17 protein-coding genes and 1 pseudogene are annotated in these 14644 nt (G+C 71.9%); 8 read left to right on the top strand and 10 right to left on the bottom strand.

Annotated elements, in window-relative coordinates; genetic code table 11:
* Positions 1 to 405 precede the first annotated feature (405 nt).
* Positions 406 to 1428: an adenosine deaminase gene (locus ACWCO3_RS19980; RefSeq protein ID WP_357932424.1), complete on the bottom strand. Its 1023-nt coding sequence runs from the start codon at positions 1426 to 1428 to the stop codon at positions 406 to 408.
* Positions 1425 to 2219 carry a trans-aconitate 2-methyltransferase gene (locus ACWCO3_RS19975; RefSeq protein ID WP_358052088.1) on the bottom strand — a complete coding sequence of 265 codons (795 nt, stop codon included), beginning with the start codon at positions 2217 to 2219 and terminating at the stop codon, positions 1425 to 1427. The genes ACWCO3_RS19980 and ACWCO3_RS19975 overlap by 4 nt, the downstream gene beginning before the upstream one ends.
* 83 nt (positions 2220 to 2302) lie before the next feature.
* Between ACWCO3_RS19975 and ACWCO3_RS19970 the strand changes: the two genes are divergently transcribed.
* Complete coding sequence (locus tag ACWCO3_RS19970; RefSeq protein ID WP_357932418.1) at positions 2303 to 3286, top strand: aldo/keto reductase; 984 nt, start codon at positions 2303 to 2305, stop codon at positions 3284 to 3286.
* An 88-nt stretch (positions 3287 to 3374) separates the two neighbouring features.
* A complete protein-coding gene (locus tag ACWCO3_RS19965; RefSeq protein ID WP_357932415.1) occupies positions 3375 to 3569 on the top strand; it encodes a hypothetical protein in 195 nt (64 codons plus the stop codon).
* Positions 3570 to 3673: 104 nt separating this feature from the next.
* Here the strand turns inward: ACWCO3_RS19965 and ACWCO3_RS19960 are convergent, their stop codons facing one another.
* The 7 genes from ACWCO3_RS19960 to ACWCO3_RS19930 form a co-directional block, all read right to left on the bottom strand.
* The gene (locus tag ACWCO3_RS19960; protein ID WP_030338233.1) at positions 3674 to 3877 is read right to left on the bottom strand and encodes a cold-shock protein; all 204 of its coding nucleotides are present in this window, start codon (positions 3875 to 3877) and stop codon (positions 3674 to 3676) included.
* A gap of 286 nt (positions 3878 to 4163) precedes the next feature.
* Positions 4164 to 4436 carry a DUF4235 domain-containing protein gene (locus tag ACWCO3_RS19955; protein WP_145783967.1) on the bottom strand — a complete coding sequence of 91 codons (273 nt, stop codon included), beginning with the start codon at positions 4434 to 4436 and terminating at the stop codon, positions 4164 to 4166.
* A complete protein-coding gene (locus tag ACWCO3_RS19950) occupies positions 4433 to 4795 on the bottom strand; it encodes a DUF3618 domain-containing protein (RefSeq protein ID WP_145783969.1) in 363 nt (120 codons plus the stop codon). Before ACWCO3_RS19950 ends, ACWCO3_RS19955 begins: the two co-directional genes overlap by 4 nt.
* The gene (locus ACWCO3_RS19945; protein WP_088990414.1) at positions 4792 to 5226 is read right to left on the bottom strand and encodes a phage holin family protein; all 435 of its coding nucleotides are present in this window, start codon (positions 5224 to 5226) and stop codon (positions 4792 to 4794) included. Before ACWCO3_RS19945 ends, ACWCO3_RS19950 begins: the two co-directional genes overlap by 4 nt.
* Before the next feature lie 299 nt (positions 5227 to 5525).
* A complete protein-coding gene (locus tag ACWCO3_RS19940) occupies positions 5526 to 6713 on the bottom strand; it encodes a mechanosensitive ion channel family protein (RefSeq protein WP_145783970.1) in 1188 nt (395 codons plus the stop codon).
* Between the two features lie 83 nt (positions 6714 to 6796).
* Positions 6797 to 7618 carry a DUF1206 domain-containing protein gene (locus ACWCO3_RS19935; protein WP_145783972.1) on the bottom strand — a complete coding sequence of 274 codons (822 nt, stop codon included), beginning with the start codon at positions 7616 to 7618 and terminating at the stop codon, positions 6797 to 6799.
* A gap of 60 nt (positions 7619 to 7678) precedes the next feature.
* The gene (locus ACWCO3_RS19930) at positions 7679 to 8044 is read right to left on the bottom strand and encodes a hypothetical protein (RefSeq protein ID WP_423438456.1); all 366 of its coding nucleotides are present in this window, start codon (positions 8042 to 8044) and stop codon (positions 7679 to 7681) included.
* Between the two features lie 76 nt (positions 8045 to 8120).
* Here ACWCO3_RS19930 and ACWCO3_RS19925 point away from each other — a divergent pair, with 76 nt between their 5' ends.
* Both ACWCO3_RS19925 and ACWCO3_RS19920 read left to right on the top strand, forming a co-directional pair.
* Complete coding sequence (locus ACWCO3_RS19925; protein ID WP_358163735.1) at positions 8121 to 9347, top strand: cysteine desulfurase-like protein; 1227 nt, start codon at positions 8121 to 8123, stop codon at positions 9345 to 9347.
* The gene (locus ACWCO3_RS19920; RefSeq protein WP_145783975.1) at positions 9344 to 9631 is read left to right on the top strand and encodes a GNAT family N-acetyltransferase; all 288 of its coding nucleotides are present in this window, start codon (positions 9344 to 9346) and stop codon (positions 9629 to 9631) included. Before ACWCO3_RS19925 ends, ACWCO3_RS19920 begins: the two co-directional genes overlap by 4 nt.
* Positions 9632 to 9676: 45 nt before the next feature.
* On the opposite strand, the gene ACWCO3_RS19915 is transcribed toward ACWCO3_RS19920, so the two are convergent.
* On the bottom strand, positions 9677 to 11167 hold the full coding sequence (locus ACWCO3_RS19915; RefSeq protein WP_145783977.1) for a glycoside hydrolase family 3 protein: 1491 nt from the start codon (positions 11165 to 11167) through the stop codon (positions 9677 to 9679).
* Between the two features lie 217 nt (positions 11168 to 11384).
* On the opposite strand from ACWCO3_RS19915, the gene ACWCO3_RS19910 reads away from it, so the two are divergent.
* The 4 genes and pseudogenes from ACWCO3_RS19910 to ACWCO3_RS19895 all read left to right on the top strand — a co-directional run.
* The gene (locus tag ACWCO3_RS19910; RefSeq protein ID WP_255421242.1) at positions 11385 to 11510 is read left to right on the top strand and encodes a hypothetical protein; all 126 of its coding nucleotides are present in this window, start codon (positions 11385 to 11387) and stop codon (positions 11508 to 11510) included.
* Positions 11511 to 11597: 87 nt separating this feature from the next.
* Positions 11598 to 12548 carry a TIGR03557 family F420-dependent LLM class oxidoreductase gene (locus ACWCO3_RS19905; protein ID WP_358052083.1) on the top strand — a complete coding sequence of 317 codons (951 nt, stop codon included), beginning with the start codon at positions 11598 to 11600 and terminating at the stop codon, positions 12546 to 12548.
* Positions 12549 to 12621: 73 nt separating this feature from the next.
* Positions 12622 to 14253: a RecQ family ATP-dependent DNA helicase gene (locus ACWCO3_RS19900; protein WP_357932590.1), complete on the top strand. Its 1632-nt coding sequence runs from the start codon at positions 12622 to 12624 to the stop codon at positions 14251 to 14253.
* 88 nt (positions 14254 to 14341) lie between these two features.
* Positions 14342 to 14644: pseudogene (locus tag ACWCO3_RS19895) on the top strand (hypothetical protein); the annotation flags it as partial.

The following is a 14644-nucleotide window of genomic DNA, read 5'->3' as shown; positions in this document are numbered from 1 at the left end:
TACTACGAGCGAGCCGCTACCTGGCTGCATCGGAGCTGAGAGCAGCGCCTCGGTGACCGAGAGGTTCGTTGCGTGCAGCAAGGTCCGCCGATGGTCGGATGGCGCGTGACGCCCGGGACACGAAGGCCACCGGACGGCGCTGGCCGCGCCAGCGCCCGACCGACGAGTGACAGTGCCGGCCCGGGCTGTGCCCCGGTGCAAGTCTTCCTTAGATCGCGGTTAACGACCGAGCTGGAACGGTTGTGGGCTGACAGGATCAGTGCAGGAACCCAACAGTTTCACCGGTCGAGCGCACCACGCACCCACGGCCGGTGAAGCCGCGCGCGCGGCGGGAGTCTCAGGTCCCCCCACACCCACGCTCCCGCCGCGCGCCCTGCTCTCCCCCTTGACCCCGGCCGTGTCGGCTCAGCCGGCGCTGGTGAGGTACGCGTCGATCTCGGCGGTGATCCGCTGCTTGCCGGCGGCGTCGAGGAAGGACGCGGTCACCGCGTTGCGAGCCAGCCCGGCCACGCCCTCGCGATCGGCCCCGAGGAGGCGGGCCGCCACCGCGTACTCGTCGTTGAGGGTGGTGCCGAACATCGGCGGATCGTCGGAGTTGATGGTGACCAGTAGCCCGGCGTCGACGAGCTGACGCAGCGGGTGCTCGTCGAGGTTGGCCACCGCCCGGGTCCGCACGTTGGACGTCGGGCAGACCTCCATCCCGATCTGCCGCTCGGCCAGGTAGGTCAGCAGCTCCGGGTCCTGGGCGGCGGAGATGCCGTGCCCGATCCGCTCGGCGCCCAACTCGTTCAGCGCGTCCCAGATCGTCTGCGGCCCGGTGGTCTCCCCGGCGTGCGGCACCGAGCGCAGACCGGCCGCGCGGGCCTGGTCGAAGTAGGGCCGGAACTGCGGCCGGGGTACGCCGATCTCGGGGCCACCCAGCCCGAAGCTGACCAGCCCGGCCGGCCGCTCGTCCAGGGCGATGCGCAGCGTCTCCTCGGCGGCGGGCAGGCCGGCCTCGCCGGGGATGTCGAAGCACCAGCGCAGCTCCAGGCCGAAGTCGGCCAGGGCGCGCTGGCGGGCGTCCTCGATGGCCTCGCAGAACGCCGGCGCGGGGATGCCCCGACGCACGTGCGAGTACGGGGTGATGGTCAGCTCCGCGTACCGGACCTGTTGGCGGGCCAGCTCCCGGGCCACCTCGTGGGTGAGGATCCAGACGTCCTCCGGGTCGCGGATGAGGTCCACCACGCTCAGGTACACCTCGACGAAGTGCGCGAAGTCGCGGAACTCGAAGTAGGAGGCGAGCGCCTCGGGGTCGGCCGGTACGGGGGTGCGTCCCTCGTGGCGGGCGGCCAGTTCCGCGACGATCCGGGGCGAGGCGGAGCCGACGTGGTGCACGTGCAGCTCCACCTTGGGCAGGCCGGCGATGAAGGTGGTCAGATCGGTCACTGGTTCTCCTGTGCATGGTCGCCGGTGTGGGCGACGACGAAGACGCGGCGGAACGGGAAGTACACCTGACCCTGCCGCACCGGGTACGCGGCGGTGAGCCGTACCCCCAGCTCGGTTCGGAAGGCCGACCACCCGGCGGCGTCCAGCGCGGCCCGGACGGGGCGCAGCGCGGTGCCCTCCATCCAGGTCAGGACCGGGTGCTCGGCGGCGGGCCGAGCCGGCAGCAGGTGCACGTAGGTAGTCTCCCAGGCGTCCACCGCGCAGCCGGCGGTGGTCAGCAGCGCCGCGTAGTCGGCCGGGTCGTCGACGGGGTCCGCGCGCAGCAGCGGGGCCACCTCACCGCGCCAGGTCGGCCGGTCGGCGACCTCGCGCAGGGCGCGGTGTGACGGAGCCTCGAAGTTGCCGGGGACCTGCATGGCGAGCCACGCGCCGGCGGGCAGCTCGGCGGCCCAGCGGCGCAGCAGCTCCTGGTGACCGGGCACCCACTGGAGCGCGGCGTTGCTGACCACCACGTCCTCGTCGCCGGTCGGTCGCCAGTCGCGCAGGTCGGCGACCGCGAAGTCGACGGGAGCGCCCAGGGCACTGGCCCGGTCGATCATCTCGGGTGAGGAGTCCAGGCCGAGGACCCGGCTCGTCGGCCAGCGCTCGGCGAGGGTGGCGGTGAGCTGGCCGGGGCCGCATCCGAGGTCGACCACGGCCCGGGGTCGCGCGGCGGGGATCCGTGCGACGAGGTCGTGGAAGGGTCGAGACCGCTCGTCGCCGTAGCGCAGGTAGGCCGTCGGATCCCACATCCCGCCTCCCAAACCGTACGTCCGTTTTGTTTTACGGTACGGCTCGCGTGGCATGGCGGCAACCCGATCACTAGGCTCGGGGCATGGAACAGCGCAGCTTCACCCGGCTCGGCCGGACCGTCGGCGCGGTCGGCCTGGGCGCCTGGCAACTCGGCGCCGACTGGGGCACCGTCAGCGAGGCCGACGCGATGGCGGTGCTCACCGCCGCCGTGGACTCCGGGGTCACCTTCCTCGACACCGCCGACGTGTACGGAGACGGCCGCAGCGAGCAACTGATCGGCCGCTTCCTGCGCTCCCGGCCCGACGCCGGGCTCACCGTCGCCACCAAGATGGGCCGCCGCGTCGAGCAGCGACCGGAGGCGTACACCCTGGCCAACTTCCGGCAGTGGACCGACCGCTCCCGGGCCAACCTGGGAATGGACACGCTGGACCTGGTCCAGCTGCACTGCCCGCCCACCGCCGTGTTCTCCTCCGACGAGGTCTTCGACGGGCTGGACACCCTGGTCGCCGAGAAGGCCATCGCCGGGTACGGGGTCAGCGTCGAGACCTGCGACCAGGCCCTCACCGCGATCGCCCGGCCGGGTGTGGCGAGCGTCCAGATCATCCTGAACGCGGTCCGCCACAAGCCGTTGGAGCAGGTCCTGCCCGCCGCCGCGGCCGCCGGTGTGGGCATCATCGCCCGGGTGCCGCTGGCCAGTGGCCTGCTCTCCGGCCGGTACGACGAGCACACCGAGTTCCCCGCCGACGACCACCGCAACTACAACCGGCACGGTGCCGCCTTCGACGTCGGCGAGACGTTCTCCGGCGTCGACTTCGAGCAGGGGCTCGCCGCCGTCCGCCGACTCGCGCCGCTGGTCGACGCGGACCGCACGATGGCGCAGTTCGCGCTGCGCTGGGTGCTGGACCAGGCGGGCGTCACAGTGGTCATCCCCGGTGCCCGCGACGCCGACCAGGCGCGACGCAACGCCGCGACGGCGGCCCTGTCGCCGCTGACCGACGAGCAGTTGGCAGCCGTACGCGAGATCTACGACGAGCTGATCCGCCCGCAGGTGCACGACCGGTGGTGACCCGCGCTTCCCGGGTACTCGCGTCGCGCCGCGCGGCCGGCCATGCTGGAGGGCGGCGCGCTGCCTCGGGCAGCGGAGAGGGGACCTCATGAGGGGCTGGCTTTCGCTCACCCTCGGCCTGTTGGCCGTCGTGATCGGTGCGGTGTGGACGGTGCAGGGCCTCGGCTACGTCAGCGGCAGCCTGATGACCAACGAGAGGATCTGGGCGGTGCTCGGGCCGCTCGTGTCGCTGGGCGGGCTGGTGGTGCTCTGGTTCGGTCTGCGCTCACGTCGCCGAACCTGAGCAACCCGAACGCGTGGAAAAGCCCTGCACCCCGGGAGGGGTGCAGGGCTTTCAACGACCCTGGCCGGGCCGTCCCACTGGCCGGTGGGGGCCGGCCGTCTCACTCAGATGGGACGAACCTGCTCGGCCTGCGGGCCCTTCTGACCCTGAGCGATCTCGAACTCCACCCGCTGGTTCTCCTCCAGCGAGCGGTAGCCGCTGGTCTGGATGGCCGAGAAGTGGACGAACACGTCAGCACCCCCACCATCGACGGTGATGAAGCCGAAGCCCTTGTCAGCGTTGAACCACTTCACGGTTCCCTGAGCCATGTGTATCTCCCTCTAAAAACTGGTGGCCGTGCACGCCGTCCGGCCGATTGGCCGTTTTCGAGCAGCGGCGCCTGAGGCGGCCCCACGAAGGAGACTTCTCTCAACCCACGCCATCTCTCAACAGCGTGGACCAGCAAATCACGTACGCAAAAAGTCTGTCACGACCTCTCCGACGAATTTCTCCGACATGTGACCTGACGGATGCCCGAGATCCGCTGGGCGGCGTCCGAACCCATGCGAAAGCCCCCTTCCCATCGATGCGGGAAGGGGGCCGAAGTCGCTGTGGTCAGTCCGGCCAGGAGCCGGTCATCCGGCGGACGCCGACCGCGCCGCCCCGGTCCACGGCGGCCCGGACGACCGCGAAGATCGCTCCCTGCAACGCCGCGGCGGCCAGGATCTCGCCCCAGCCGCGATCCTCGTCTGTCGCGTTCGGCGCCTCACCGTCGCCCGCGGTGACCTTCCAGACCTGCCGGAAGATCGCCCCGGCCACCGCGCCTGCGGCGATACCCATCAACACGCCGACCGGCCGGTACGCGACCCGGCTGATGCTCTTGCTCACCTACGCCTCCCCCGCACGATCATCAACACCACCACGGTGGCCACCGCACCGGCGGCGATGGCCGCCCACGGCACCGGGTTGCGGCGTACCAACTCGCCCTTGTCACGCACCAGCTCACCCTTGTGCTGGGCCTGCGCCCGCGCCATCCCGGCGCCACGCACGGCCTGCCCGCGGACCCGGGCGACGGTCTGCGCCGCCTGCTCGCGCATCCGCTCCTTCGCCTGCCCTGCGGACTCCTTCAGGCGCGCCTTGACGTCGGCCTTGGCGGCCAACGCCTCCATCGTCTCGCCCAACTCGACCCGGGTGCGACGGATCTCCTCGCGGAGCGCCTCCGTGTCGCCGGTCCCGTTGCCGGTCATTGCCGCCCCCTGTCCTTCACCGCGGCGGTGACGGTGTCCACGTCGGCCCGGAGGCTGCGGACCGTCGCCGCCGGCACGGGCGGGACGGCGCGGCTGACCTGCTTCTTGCCCACCAGGGCGAGGATGCCGGCCACCAGGAAACAGGCCACCGCCACGATCAGCGCGGCGGCCCAGGCGGGCAACACCAGGTCGAGCAGCAGGATCGCCGTGGCGACCAACGCGCCCAGGCCGAAGAACGCCAGCGCACCGCCGCCGCCGAAGAGGCCGATCCCGATGCCGGCGTGCTTGCCCTTCTGGGTCAACTCCGCTCGGGCCAGCGCCAGTTCGTCCCGCACCAGACGGGAGACCTGTTCGGTGGCCCGTTGCACCAACTCGGCGGTGGAGGGCTCGCTCCCGTTGTGGGATGTGCGGGCGTTCGCCACGTCAGCCATGCTGTCCTCCTTTCCTCATCACCGCGCTGTATGCCCGGAGTCGCCGCCCGTCAATCCTAAAGCGCGCCGAGCAGCCGACCGTCCGCGTCGTCCGCACGCCGCGCCGCGAATACGCCGGCCGATGCCGTGATCGCGGCAGAGACGTCCGGCAGCACATCCCCCACCCAAGCCCGACCAAACCTCCCACCCCACCCCCTTTCCACCCCCATCCCGGTCGATCATGAAGTTGTTGCCACGACACACCGGGCGGTAGGGCAATAACTTCATGACCGACGGAAAAAGGGAGGGCCGGGGCAGGGTCAGGGGCGGGTTTCTTCGGGGCCCACGAAGGCTTCGCTGCGGGCGTCGCCGTCGTCGCTGCCGCCGAAGACGCGGGCGTCGTCGGGCGCCTCGGTGTCGGACAGGCGGCGTACCGGCCGCCTCGGCTGCACCCACTGCCAGGGCAGGTTGCTGGTGGAGTCACCCAGCTCGGTGCGCACCCGGGGCATCGCGGTCGGGCGGTTGTCCCGGATCCAGGTCACCAGGTGCTCCCGCACCAGGCAGCGCAGGTCCCACAGACTGCCCGCGTCGGCGGCGCTGACCAGCGCGCGGATGCGGACCATCCCGCCGGTGGCGTCGGTGACCTGCAGGACGCACACCCGCCCGTCCCACAGCTCGGTGCCCTCTACCAGGCGACGCAGTTCCTCGCGCATGGTCTGCACCGGCACCGCCCAGTCCACGTCGAACTCGGCGGTGCCGAGCACCGCCGACTCGGTCCGTGTCCAGTTCTGGAACGGCTTGCTGGTGAAGTACGAGGTGGGCAGGATCAGCCGCCGGTCGTCCCAGATCTGCACGACCACGTAGCTGAGGGTCAGCTCCTCGATCCGACCCCACTCCCCCTCGACGACCACCACGTCGTCGAGCCGGACGGCGTCGCTGAAGGCGAGCTGGACGCCGGCGAAGACGTTGCCGAGCAGGCTCTGCGCGGCGAGCGCGGCCACCACACCGACCACACCGGCCGAGGTGAGCACACCCGCGCCGATGCCCCGCACGCTGGGGAACGTCATCAGCATCACGCCGACGGTCAGGATGACGATCACCGCGATGGTCAGGCGGCGCAGCATCACCACCTGGGTCCGGACCCGCCGGGCGTGCCGGTTGTCCGGCACGTCGACCCGGAACCGGGCCAGCGCGGTGTCCTCCACGACGACCAGCAGCGCGGCCACCAACCAGGCCAGTGTTGCGATGACGCCGAGGACGAGCAGGTGCAGCAACAGGCGGCGCCAGCTCTCGCCGACCGCGTACCCGGTGCTGAAGCGGACGGCGAACTGCACGGCGAGGACCGTCCCGGCGACCTGGAACGGGCGGTGGGCGTGATCGGTCAGCTCGGTGAGCAGCTGCGACCGACGGCCGAACCGCCGGGTCAGCCGGTGGACGACCTCGACCAGGAAGAGAGCGACCGCCGCCGCGACGAGCGCGGCGACGGCCGTTTCGAGATAATTCTGCACAGCTCCGTTGCTTCCCTTCGATCAGACGTCGGGCACTCCGGGCAAAAGCCCAAGAGTGCCCGATGTCCGTGGTATCGACCAGCTCAGACCTTGCGGTACCGGGACTGGAGGAAGCAGTAGACGCCGAAGGCGGCGATGCCCAGGGCGACAAGGGTCAGCAGGAACATGCCGTACGACTGCTCGCGCAGCGTGTGCAGCGCGGCGTCCAGACCACGGGCCTTCTCCGGGTCGTAGTTGACCGCCGCCACGATGATCAGCAGACCGGAGATGCCGTACGCGACGCCCTTGGCGATGTACCCGGCCATGCCGAGTCGGCGGGCCAACTGGCGGGTCTTCGGGCTCATCTCGCCGGTCTTCAGGTGCTTCTCGAATCGCTTGACGGCCCCGTAGATCACCAGACCGATGCCGATCGCGGCGAGCACCAGACCGGCCAGGCCGACCAGCCAACGGCCGCCGCTGGAGGTCATCAGCTTGCCGGTCAACGCCTCCTGCTGGTCGGCGCTGTTCGACCCGGCGTCCTTGAAGACCTTGAAGGCGGTCCAGGCGAAGTAGAGGTAGACGATGGTCCGGCCGGCCGAGGCGAGCCGTTCCGTGACCCGCTCACTGCCGCGCTCGGCGCGGTGCCCGACCGCCGCCTCGAGCGCCTGCCAGATCGCCATCGCGAGCAGGCCGACCGCGACGGCGATGACCAGGAACTTACCCAGGGGCTGTTCGGAGAGGGTACGCAGCGCGCCGGACTGGTCGCCGTCGTCGGACGACGTGCCGAACGCGATCTGCAATGCCAACCAGGCGAAGAGGAGGTGGACGATGCCGTAGCCGATGAAGCCGGCCCGGGCGAGGAGTTCCAGCCACCGGCTGTCCGCCGTTCGGGAGGCGGTGGCTTCGGCGCTACGGGTGAGTGACATGGCGTCACAATCTCCGATTTCGAAGATTCCCAAACGTCGGCCACCGCCGCCCGGCGCGGATCAGTTACTCGGGTTGCGGGAAACGCGGATCTTGACCTGCTGGTCGGTGACGCTGTCCAGCGTGACCGCGAAACCGCCGGCCTCGGCGGCCTGCTGGCCCACGGTGAGGCTGAGCTGCTCACCGGCGACCTCGACGGTGACCTGGTCACCCTCGGCACCGACCAGCTTGGCCTCCACGCCGAAGATGGAGGCCCTCGCGTCGACACCCCGCTCGAAGGTGACAGTGCAGGCGTCCAGCCCGCAGTCGGTGGAGGCGCCCTGGGAGCTGCAACCGGCGAGCACGGCGAGGCCGAGCGCCAGACCGGCGAAGAGACCGGCGGCGCGGCGGACGGGGGGCATGGGCATGGTGGCGGGTCGGTTCGTCACCCCGCCAAGAGTACGAGACGCCCGCGACGCCGAGGCGACGGCGAGCACGGGGAGCGCCCCGGCTAGGGTCCGGGACATGCCGTTCGACATCGCCCGCACCCGGGCCGCATACCCCGCCCTGACCGAGGGCTTCGTCCACTTCGACGGTGCCGGCGGCACCCAGACCGCAGCGGGTGTGATCGACGCGGTCACCGACGCCATGCGGTCGGCGGTCGGCAACCGCAGCGCCGCCAACGTAGCGGGCCGCCGGTCGTTGGAGCTGGTGGCCGAGGCCCGCTCGGCGGTCGCCGACCTGCTCGGCGCCGACCCGTCCGGGGTGGTGCTCGGCCCGAGCGCCACCGCGCTGACGTACACCCTGGCCCGCACGCTCGGCGCGAGCTGGCGTCCGGGTGACGAGGTGGTGGTGTCCCGGCTCGACCACGACGCGAACATCCGGCCGTGGGTGCAGGCCGCCGAGGCGGCCGGTGCGACGGTGCGCTGGGCCGAGGTCGACCCGAGCACCGGTGAGCTGCCCGCCGCCCAGTACGCCGACCTGGTCGGTGAGCGGACGAGGTTGGTGGCGGTGACCGCCGGCAGCAACGCCATCGGCACCGTGCCGGACGTGCCGGCGATCGCCAAGATCGCGCACGCGGCCGGCGCGCTGGTCTACGTCGACGGGGTGCACTCGGTTCCGCACGGACCGACCGACCTGACCTCGCTCGGCGCGGACGTGGTGGTGACCAGCGCGTACAAGTGGTCCGGCCCGCACCTGGCGGCGATGGTGGCCGACCCGGCCCGGTGGGCGGCGCTGCGCCCGGCGAAGCTGGTGCCGTCCTCGGACGCGGTGCCGGACCGGTTCGAGTACGGCACGCCGAGCTTCCCGCTGCTCGCCGGCGTGACGGCGGCGGTGGATCACCTGGCGGGGTTGGACCCGGACGCGGTCGGGGACCGGCGGGCGCGGCTGCGGGCCGGGCTGGCAGCCGCGCAGGCGCACGAGGAGGCACTGCTGGACCGGCTGCTCACCGGGCTGGCACAGCGGCCGGCCGTCACCGTCTACGGTTCGCCGGCGCGACGCTGCCCGACGGTCTCGTTCCGGGTCGCCGGGATGTCGCCGGGGGCCACCCAGGAGGCGTTGGGCGCCGCCGGGTTCTGCCTCTCCGTCGGTGACTACTACGCCTACGAGTACTTCCAGATGATGGGCCTGCGCGACAGCGGCGGCGCGGTGCGGGCCAGCATCTACCACTACAACACCGCGGACGAGGTGGACCGGTTGCTCGCCGAACTCGACGCGCTGGCCGACGCCGCGGGGACAATGGCCGGATGAGCACCCTGGTCGAGGACAACCCGGCGAAGCGCCGCTTCGAGATCCTGGTCGACGACGCGCTGGCCGGCTTCACCGCGTACCTGATGCGCGGGGAGGTCCTGGTCTTCACCCACACCGAGGTGGACCGGGGCTTCCAGGGCAAGGGCGTGGGCGGCGCGCTGATCCGGGGCACCCTCGACGAGGTCCGCGCCCGCGGGGCCACAGTGGTGCCGCAGTGCCCCTTCATGGCGGCGTTCATCGACAAGCACCCCGAGTACGCCGACCTGGTGGCCGACCTGCCGTAACGCGGGCCTGCCAACGGGTGCCGTGGGTCGACGGGCGCGGGCCGGTCAGCGGGCGCCGGTCAGCACCTCCGCGGCGGCCCAGCCGCTGGCCCGGGTGGCGCCGTGGGTGGCCAGGTGCACCGACCCGGTCACCAGCTCCGGCACGCCCAGCTCGACCACCACCGCGTCCGGCCGGGCGGCCAACGCGCGGTGCACCGCGGAGCGCATCCAGTCGTGCCGGTGCAGGTCGCGGACCACCAGGACCAGTGGGCGGGTGCCCGCCCCGGCGCCGGGGTCGGCCGGCACATCGGGCTCGGCGTAGCGGACCGTGCTGGTGCCGGGCAGCAACTCGCCCAGGGGAGCGCCGATCCCCCACGGGGTCTCCGCGCCGATAGCGATGTTGCGAAGTGGCTCGAACTCGACGACGTACGCCGGGCGGGTCAGCGGCAGCGCGTCCGTCGCGGTCCGGGAGGCGGTGACCCGGACGGCGCGGCGGGCGGCGACCAGCCCGACGTCGGCGGCGTCACGCCGCCCGGCCGACCCGGCGGTGCGGGCGGCCATCGTCCAGGCGGCGAGTTGCCCGACCCGCTTGGCGGCCTCGGCGAGTCGCTCCTCGGGCAGGTCACCGGAGACGACAGCGGCGACGATGGCGTCGCGCAGCTCGCGCGCCGCCTCCTCGTCGGCCCGCTCGCCGCCGATGCAGATCGCGTCGGCGCCCGCCGCCAGGGCGCGGACGGTCGCCCCGGCGAAGCCGTACCGGTCGGCGACGGCGCGCATCTCGATCGCATCCGTCACCACCACACCGGAGAAGCCCATCTCGTCGCGGAGCAGCCCGCCCAGGATGCGTTGACTCAACGTGGCCGGCAGCTGCGGGTCAAGCGCCGGTACCAGCAGGTGGCCGGTCATCACCGCCTGCACGCCGGCGGCCACGGCGGCCCGGAACGGGGCCAGCTCGCAGGCATCCAACCGGTCCCGGTCGGCGGTGATCCGCGGCAGGTCGTGGTGGGAGTCGACGCGGGTGTCGCCGTGGCCCGGGAAGTGCTTGGCGCAGGCGGCCACGCCGCCGGCCTGGAGCCCGCGTACCCAGGCGGCGGTGTGTCGCGCGACCAGCGCCGGGTCGGCGCCGAAGGAGCGCACGCCGATCACCGGGTTGTCGGGGTTGGAGTTGACGTCGGCGTCCGGGGCGTAGTTGAGGGTCACCCCGGCCGCGGCCAGCTCGACGCCGAGGTCCCGGGCGACCGCCTCGGTCAGCTCCGGGTCGTCGACAGCGCCGAGGGCGAAGTTGCCGGGCCGGGTGCTGCCGTGCACCGATTCGAGCCGGGTGACGTCGCCGGCCTCCTCGTCGATCGCGACGATGACGTCCGGCCGTTCCGCGCGCAGCGTCGCGGTGAGCGCCGCCACCTGTGCGGGGTCGACGACGTTGCGGGCGAAGAGCACCACAGCGCCGAGGCCCTCACCGAGCCAGCGGCACACCCACGGTGGCGGGGTGGTGCCGACGAACCCGGGTTGCAGGACGGCGGCGGCGAGCGCCGGGAGGTGGCCGGCGGGAGTGGTCACACCGCCCCCTCAGGACGACCGGTCTCGATCGCCGGCGTCGGTGCGCCCCCGTCGACCCGCTGGTTGCGCTCGCTCATGCGGCCCCCGTACCCCATCTCTCGCGCGCCATCGGCGCACCGCCACCGGCAGGCGGTCATGCCATGGTCACACCGGGCGATTCAATAGTCAATAAACCTTACAGTTGCCTCAGGGCCCGCTCCCCGGGGAGAGTGCGGGGATGGACCCCGCCCTGCTGGCCGACGCGACGAGCCCGGCCGACATCCCCGGCGTACGCCTGCTCGGCCTGGTGGTCGGCGCCCTGCTGCTGCTCGCCGCGATCCGCGCGATGTTCGGCCGGCGCTGAACGAACGGGCCCCGGCAGGCCGGTGTGGCCGACCACGCCCGGGGTACGGCTTCCCTATCAGCAGGACCGCGCGCCGAAGGGGAGACCATGAAGATCGGATACTTTCTGTCCAGTGAGGAGTTCACGCCAGCCGAGTTGCTGGAGCAGGCGCAGGGGGCCGAACGGGCCGGCTTCGAGGCGCTCTGGATCTCCGACCACTACCACCCCTGGGTCGACGCCCAGGGCCAGAGCCCTTTCGTCTGGTCGATGATCGGCGCGCTCAGCCAGGTCTGCTCACTGCCGGTGACCACCGCGGTGACCTGCCCGACCGTCCGGATCCACCCGGCCGTGATCGCGCAGGCGGCGGCGACCAGCGCGGTGCTGCACGGCGGACGGTTCGTGCTCGGCGTCGGCACCGGCGAGGCGCTCAACGAGCACATCTTCGGTGACGCCTGGCCGCAGGCCGACGTCCGCTTGGAGATGCTGGAGGAGGCCGTCGCGGTGATGCGCGAGCTGTGGGGCGGCGGATTCGTCAACCACCACGGTAAGCACTACACAGTCGAACACGCGCGGATCTACACGCTGCCCGACACTCCCCCGCCGATCTACGTCTCCGGCTTCGGCCCGAAGGCGATCGACCTCGCCGCGCGCATCGGTGACGGCTACGTGAGCACCATGCCCGACGGGGAGATGGTCCGGCGTTTCCGCGAGAACGGTGGCGGCGACAAGCCGTGCCAGGCCGGCTTCAAGGCGGCGTACGCGGACAGCGAGGACGAGGGGATGCGCATCGCGTACGAGCGGTGGCCGAACGCGGGGGTGCCCGGTGAGCTGTCCCAGGTGCTGCCCTCACCACGACACTTCGAGCAGGCCTCCGAGCTGGTCAAGCCGGAGATGCTGAAGGAGGCGTTCGTCTGCGGCAACAGCGTGGACGCGCACCTGGAGATGATCGACAAGTACGCCAAGGCCGGTTTCGACGAGGTCTACGTGGCCAACACCGGCCCGCATCACCAGGGCTTGTTCGACCTGTACCAGCGCGAGGTCCTGCCCCGGCTGCGCTGAGTCGGCTATCAACGGGCCCATGATCGTCGGAACGCGTTTCGGCGGTCATGGGCTCGGGTACCTCCGGCCCTCGATGAAACTGTCCACGCATTCGATGACGTTGCGCCGCGCGGCCCGGAGCCTCTTCGGCTGGAAGGCGCTGCGGCCCAACCAACTGGCCGCCATGCGCGCGGTGATGAAGCGACGTGACGCCCTGGTGGTGTTGCCCACCGGTGCCGGCAAGTCGGCCATCTACCAGATCCCGGCCAGCCTGATCCCCGGCCCCACCGTGGTGATCTCCCCGCTGCTGGCGCTCCAACAGGACCAGATCGCCGCCCTCAACGAACGGCAGCGCCCGGAGCTGCGGGCGGTGCGGATCAGCTCGAACGAGTCGGCCGCCCAGCAGGCCGAGGCGATCACCGAGGTCCGCGAGGGCCGGGCCGAGTTCCTGTTCATCACCCCGGAGCAGCTCAGCAACCCCGACCGGATGGCCGAGGTCGCCGCGCTGAAGCCGGCGCTGGTGGCGATCGACGAGGCGCACTGCATCTCGGCGTGGGGGCACGACTTCCGCCCCGACTACCTGGCGCTCGGGCACCTCATCGAGGGCCTCGGTCGGCCACCGGTGGTGGCGCTCACCGCCACCGCCTCGCCACCGGTACGCGACGACATCATCGCCCGCCTGCGCCTGCGCGATCCGGACGTGGTCATCTCCGGGCTGGACCGGCCCAACCTCTTCCTGGAGGTGGCGCACTGCCCGGACGAGGACTACCGGTGGCGGCGTCTGATGACGCTGCTGCGCGACGAGGGGCGGCCGGGGATCATCTACGTGCCGACCCGCCGCTCCTCCGAGGAGTTGGCCGCCCGGCTGACCGACGCCGGCTTCCCGGCGCTGTCGTACCACGGCGGGATGCCGGTCGGCGCCCGCGCGGAGCTGCACGAGGCGTTCCTCGCCGACGAGGTCCCCATCATGGTGGCGACCTCTGCCTTCGGGATGGGCATCGACAAGCCCAACATCGCCTGGGTGGTGCACATGGCGCTGCCCGACTCGCCGGACAGCTACTTCCAGGAGATCGGCCGGGCCGGTCGCGACGGGCAACCGGCCCGGGTGTTGTTGCTGTGGCGGGCCGAGGACGTGGGTCTGCAACGGTTCTTCAGCGGCGGCCTGCCCGACGTCGACGAGCTGCGCGACCTGGCCGCGTTGCTGCGTCGCAAGGCGGCCACCAAGACCGAGCTGCGCGAGGCCACCGGCCTCGGGCCGCGCAAGCTGGGCCAGTATCTCGCCCTGTTGGAGCAGGTCGGGGCCGCCGAGCCGCGCGCCCGGCAGCGCATCGGCGCCCCGCGCTACTCCCCCGCCCCGACCGACGCCGCCTCGGCGGCGCTGGCCGAGGCGGAACGCCAGCAGACAGTGACCCGGTCCCGCACCGACATGATGCGTGCCTTCGCCGAGACCAACGCCTGCCGGGGGCAGACCCTGCTGGCCTACTTCGGCGAGCAGATGACCGATGTCTGCGGCCACTGCGACAACTGCCACAACGGCACCAGCGTCGCCGACCAGGGCGCGGTCGGCCCGTTCCCGGTGCACAGCCGGGTGCGTCACCCGGAGTGGGGCCAGGGCCTGGTGCTCTCCTACGAGGACGACAAGATGACGGTTCTCTTCGACGAGGTCGGGTACAAGACGTTGTCGGTGCGCGTGGTGTCCGAACAGGGCCTGCTGACCCTGGACTAGCCTGACCCGGGCGCCCGTGTCGGGCCCGGTGGATCGACCGATCAGAGCACCGAATGACCAAGCAGAGCAGGGCGGAAGGGGCATTGCCGTGATCGAGCAGCCGGCGTACACCGGTTTCGGTTTCTCCGACGGGGAGTGGGGGTTGCTGGTCGGCCTGCCGCAGTCGGTGCTGACCGCGGCGAGCGCCGCCGAGTCCGACGGCACCCGCCGGACCATGGCGGAGACCGCCGCCGGCCTGGAGACCATCTCTACCGGCCGCGAGTCGGCCAGCCCGTTGGTCGCCGCCGTGGCCGGTGAGATCGTGACCCGGGTGGGCGACCCGGAGGCCGGTGCCGAACTGCCGGTCATCGCGCCCGACGACCCGCGCGCGCTGATCGACGACGTGCTGCTG

Source organism: Micromonospora sp. NPDC002411, assembly GCF_053592955.1.
This window is presented reverse-complemented; position numbering and strand designations above follow the sequence as displayed.